The sequence below is a fragment of the Prosthecobacter sp. genome (assembly GCF_044236155.1).
Classification (GTDB): Bacteria; Verrucomicrobiota; Verrucomicrobiia; order Verrucomicrobiales; family Verrucomicrobiaceae; genus Prosthecobacter.
In genome coordinates, this window is sequence record NZ_JBIIHA010000051.1 from 1 (window position 1) to 5,087 (window position 5,087).

The following is a 5,087-nucleotide window of genomic DNA, read 5'->3' on the forward strand; positions in this document are numbered from 1 at the left end:
TCCCAGCAGAAGCTTTTCCAAATGGTGAGGACGTTCGACTACGCGGTAATCGGCGGCGGCATCGTCGGGCTTTCCACGGCGATGCACGTCGGGCGTAAGTTTGTCGGCTCGCGCATCCTCGTGCTCGAAAAGGAATCCGGCCCCGCGCAGCACCAGACCGGGCGGAACTCCGGCGTCATCCACTCGGGCATCTACTACAAGCCCGGCAGCTACAAGGCGAAGTTCGCCAAGGCCGGCGCAGAGAGCATGGCTGAGTTCTGCCAGGAACACGGCATTCCTCACGAGATTTGCGGCAAGCTCATCGTCGCCACGAACGAGAAGGAACTGCCGCTGCTGGAAAATCTTTTCAAGCGCGGCGAGCAAAACGGCGTGCCCGTGGAAAGGATTTCCCTTGAACGCGCCCGCGAAATCGAGCCGCACCTCAGCTGCCTCGCGGCGGTGTTGGTGAAGTCCACCGGAATCGCGAGCTACCGCAAGGTCTGCCTGGAGTATCTGCAGCAGATCGAGGATCGCGGCGGCGTTGTGAAGTTTCGCACCCAGGTGCAACGCGTCACAGATCGCGGCGGCGTGCAGGTCATCGAGACCAACGCGGGTGAATACGAGGCCAAGTTTGTCATCAATTGCGCCGGTCTCCACAGCGACCGCGTCGCGCGCGCCGCGGGCTTGGACCCGCAGGCGAAAATTGTTCCCTTCCGCGGCGAATACTACGAACTGGTGCCGGAGAAGTGCCACTTGGTGAAGACGCTCATCTACCCGGTGCCGAATCCTGATTTTCCGTTCCTCGGCGTGCATTTCACCAAGATGATTGATGGTGGAATCCACGCCGGGCCCAACGCCGTGCTCGCCTTTGCACGCGAGGGCTATCTCAAGACCGACTTCAACCTCCGCGATTTCGTGGAGATCATGACCTTTGGCGGTTTCTGGAAGCTGGCGCGGAAAAATTTCGGCGAGGGCATGATGGAAATCTGGCGCTCGCTCAACAAGGCCGCGTTTGTCCGCTCGATGCAGCAACTCATTCCAGAAATTCGCGCCGAGGACGTGGTGCCCAGCCCCGCAGGCATCCGTGCGCAGGCGCTCATGCCCGACGGCAAGCTCGTCGATGATTTTCTCATCATCCCCGCGCGGAACCAAATGCACGTCTGCAACGCGCCCTCGCCCGCCGCGACGGCCTCGCTTGAGATCGGCAAAGAAGTCGCGCGCCAGGTGCCGGCCGTCGTTTCCAAAACCGTCGGCGTGACGGCCTGAGTTTTACTCCGAACATTTAACACATGAAAATACTCGTCACTGGAACTGAAGGTTACCTGGGTGCCCTCCTCGCGCCCGTGCTCATCGGGCGCGGCCACGAAGTCACGGGCGTGGATGTTGGCTTTTACAAGGCCGGCTACCTCTACAACGCGAAGGGCGACACCGCGCGCACCCTCGCGAAGGACATCCGCCACCTCACGGCCGATGATCTGAAGGGCCACGATGCCGTCGTCCACATGGCCGAGCTTTCCAACGACCCGCTCGGCGAACTCCACCCGGACATCACCTACGAGATCAATCACAAGGGCACGCTCCACCTCGCCAACACTGCCAAGGCTGCGGGCGTGAAGCGCTTCATCTACATGTCGTCGTGCTCCGTCTATGGCGTCGCGACCGCGGGCGACGTGACCGAGGAAACCAAGCCGAATCCGCAGACCGCCTACGCGATCTGCAAGACGCTTTGCGAGCGCGACCTTAAGCCGATGGCGGACAAAAATTTCGCGCCCTGTTATTTCCGTAACGCCACCGCGTTCGGTGCGTCGCCGCGGCAGCGGTTCGACCTTGTGCTGAACAATCTCTGCGGCCTCGCCTGGACCACAAAGGAAATCAAGATGATCTCCGATGGCACGCCATGGCGTCCGCTGGTCCACGGCCTCGACATCGCGCAGGCCATCGCGTGCGCGATTGACGCGCCGGCCGAGGCGGTTTTCAACGAGACCTTCAACATCGGCAGCAACGGGCAGAACTATCGCGTGAAGGAAATCGCCGAGAAGGTCGGCAGGGTCTTCGAGGGCTGCTCGGTGAGCTTTGGCACACAGGGCGCGGACAACCGCAGCTATCGCGTGAACTTCGATAAGATCGCGAAGCACCTCCCTGCGTTCAAATGCCAGTGGGATGCCGACAAGGGCGTGGTTCAGTTCCACGAGCTGTTTCAGCAGATCGGCTTCACGAAGGAGATGTTCGAGTTCCCCGCCTTCACGCGCCTGAAGCAGCTTCAGTATCTCATCCGCACCAGCCAGATTGACGAAAAGTTTTTCTGGAAGACCAGCTTCTGAAATGCGGATTGTGGAATGGTGGAAATGAAACCTGAAGTCCAACGCGCCATCATCGCCGCCTCGCGTCATGGACTGCGGTGGCAAGCGACTGAGCTTCACCATTTTCCACGGTTTTGGGTGCGTAAGCCCTGTTGAAAAGACGAGTGTCGTCCGCATTGTCGAGAAACAGGCACATTCGCTGCTTTACAGAGCAAAAACGCGACGCTATGAGCGTTTAGTTTTTTCTAAACAATGTCCGCCGCCGCTCCCAAGACCTCCCGCATCGACGCCCCGGCGTCCCTGGGCGCGTGGGACCGCGAGGTGGCGCGTTTTATCGACGCGGCCGGGAACACGACGCATTCCTTCGGCCTGGGCAAGCTGATTGGCAGGCTGTTTGCGCTGCTGTATCTCAGTCCTGAGCCGCTGTGCCTGGACCAGATTGCGGACAAGCTGAAGATCAGCAAGGCCAGTGCGAGCATCACCGTGCGCCACCTTGCTGCCTGGAACGCCGTGAACAAGGTGGAGGTGGAGAACGCCGCTGACCGGCGTGACTTCTACGAGGCCGAGCTGCGGTTCGGGGTCATCCTGCGCAATGGCCTGCTGCCCGGCATGCGGAAGAAGCTGCGCTCTGCCGGCGTGCAGATCGACCGTTCCCTGGGCGCGGCCCCCACTGCGGCCCAGATGGAAGGCATGCCCGCTGAAAAGAGCGTGCGCCACAAAGAAATCTCCCGCCGCCTGCGCCTCGCGCGCGGCCTGCATCAGAAGGTCAACGCATTGTTCTCCAGCCCGCTGCTGGAGCACCTTATCTAACCCGTCAGCCAGCCGTCCGCCCGCCGGACACGTTGCACACTCTTCCACGTGGGCAGCCCAGTCATCATCAACACCCAGCCGCCGGTTTTCACAACCGAGGGCGGCAGCGTGGCCGGAAGAAAGCCCTGGTCCGCAGTTACTCCCTGGAGCCGGGAGTTACAGTAACTCGCATGTCCCAGCCCACGTCAGCAGCGTCATCACCCTTCGCCACGGAGGACTGGGATCTCGTCATCCACTCCGATCCCGGCTGGTTCCAGCTCCACCTGCGGGACCTCTGGCGCTACCGCGACCTGCTGCGCATGTTTGTCTGGCGGGACTTCGTGGCCGTGTACAAGCAGACCATTCTCGGCCCGATCTGGTTCTTCATCCAGCCGCTGCTGACCACCGCCACCTTCACCATCATCTTCAGCGGCGTGGCCAAGCTGCCCACGGACGGTCTGCCACCGCTGTTGTTCTACTTCGCGGGGACCGCGCCGTGGAACTACTTCGCCGCCGCCGTCACCAAAACCTCCGCCACCTTCACCTCAAACTCGAACCTCTTCGGGAAGATCTATTTCCCACGGCTGATCTCCCCTTTGTCCGTGGTCATCTCCACCCTGGTGCAGTTCGGTATTCAGTTCCTGCTGCTGTTTGGGATCATGGGGTGGTATCTTTTCAAGGGCGCGGCCATCCACCCCAACTGGGGCGGCATCGTGGTCATGACGCCGCTGCTCATCGCGCTGCTCGCCGGCCTTGGCCTGGGCGTGGGCATCATCGTTTCCTCTCTCACGACGAAGTATCGCGACCTCTCTTTCCTGGTGACTTTCGGCGTGCAGCTGGCCATGTATGCGACGCCCGTCGTCTATCCCCTGTCCATGGTCCCGGAGAAGTACCGCCACTGGCTGGAACTCAACCCCATGACGTCCATCATTGAGGCCTTCCGCGCTGTCTATCTGGGCGTCGGCTCGTTCTCTTGGGGCGCCCTCGGCTACAGCACTGCCTTTGTCATGGTCGTGCTGTTCTGCGGCGTGCTTATTTTTAACAGGGTGGAGAAGAGCTTCATGGACACCGTCTGATTTGATTGATCGATGAGCAAGCCCGTCATTCAGGTCGAAAACGTCTCCAAGCTCTACCGGCTCGGGCAGGTGAGCACAGGCACGATCTCGCACGATCTCAACCGCTGGTGGCATCGCGTGCGTGGCAAGGAGGATCCTTATGCCAAGGTGGCCGTCAGCAACGACCGTTCCCGCAGCACGGCGCCGCAGGGCGGAGCATCCTATGCCTGGGCGCTGAAGGACATCAACTTTCAGGTGAACCAGGGCGATGTGCTCGGCGTCATCGGCCGCAATGGCGCAGGGAAGAGCACGCTGCTCAAGATCCTTTCCCGTGTCACCACGCCCAGTTCGGGGGAGATCCGGGTGAAGGGCCGCATCGCCTCCCTGCTAGAGGTCGGCACCGGCTTCCACCAGGAGCTCACCGGCCGTGAAAACATTTATCTGAACGGGGCGATCCTCGGCATGCGGCGGAGTGAGATCACACGAAAGCTGGATGAGATCGTGGATTTCTCCGGCTGCGCCGCCTATCTCGACACGCCGGTGAAGCGCTACTCCAGCGGCATGACGGTCCGTCTCGCCTTTGCCGTGGCCTCCCATCTCGATGCGGAGATACTTGTCATCGACGAGGTGCTGGCCGTGGGAGATGGCGAGTTTCAGAGAAAGTGCCTGGGGAAAATGAACGACGTGGCCACCCAGGGACGCACGCTGCTCTTTGTCAGTCATAACATGGGCCTGGTCAGCTCCCTGTGCAAGCGGGCCATCCTGCTGGAGGAAGGAGGCCTGCGGCTGGACACCGATGTGACGGAGGCGGTGCTCTCCTACTACACCCAGGGCAAGGCGACGCCCTTCCATGTGCGCTTTGAGGAACTGGGCCGAAAGATCAGCGGCCACGGTGCCACGCTTCTCGAAGGCGCGGTGGAGGATGCCGATGGGAAACCCTGCGCGGAGATCGATATCCGGAAGC

At 61.3% G+C, this 5,087-nt stretch carries 5 protein-coding genes; all 5 read left to right on the top strand.

Annotation, left to right across the window (positions count from 1 at the left end; all coding sequences use genetic code 11):
- Nucleotides 1-21: 21 nt before the first annotated feature.
- Nucleotides 22-1,245: an L-2-hydroxyglutarate oxidase gene (gene lhgO / locus ACILSE_RS22435; protein WP_395719685.1), complete on the top strand. Its 1,224-nt coding sequence runs from the start codon at nucleotides 22-24 to the stop codon at nucleotides 1,243-1,245.
- A 23-nt stretch (nucleotides 1,246-1,268) separates the two neighbouring features.
- The gene (locus tag ACILSE_RS22440; protein ID WP_395719681.1) at nucleotides 1,269-2,300 is read left to right on the top strand and encodes an NAD-dependent epimerase/dehydratase family protein; all 1,032 of its coding nucleotides are present in this window, start codon (nucleotides 1,269-1,271) and stop codon (nucleotides 2,298-2,300) included.
- Nucleotides 2,301-2,531: 231 nt separating this feature from the next.
- Nucleotides 2,532-3,089 (top strand): GbsR/MarR family transcriptional regulator, encoded by a 558-nt coding sequence (locus ACILSE_RS22445; RefSeq protein ID WP_395719682.1) that lies wholly within the window; start codon nucleotides 2,532-2,534, stop codon nucleotides 3,087-3,089.
- A gap of 170 nt (nucleotides 3,090-3,259) precedes the next feature.
- Complete coding sequence (locus ACILSE_RS22450; protein WP_395719683.1) at nucleotides 3,260-4,144, top strand: ABC transporter permease; 885 nt, start codon at nucleotides 3,260-3,262, stop codon at nucleotides 4,142-4,144.
- A 12-nt stretch (nucleotides 4,145-4,156) separates the two neighbouring features.
- The coding region (locus ACILSE_RS22455) for an ABC transporter ATP-binding protein (RefSeq protein ID WP_395719684.1) at nucleotides 4,157-5,087 on the top strand (931 nt) is incomplete at its 3' end.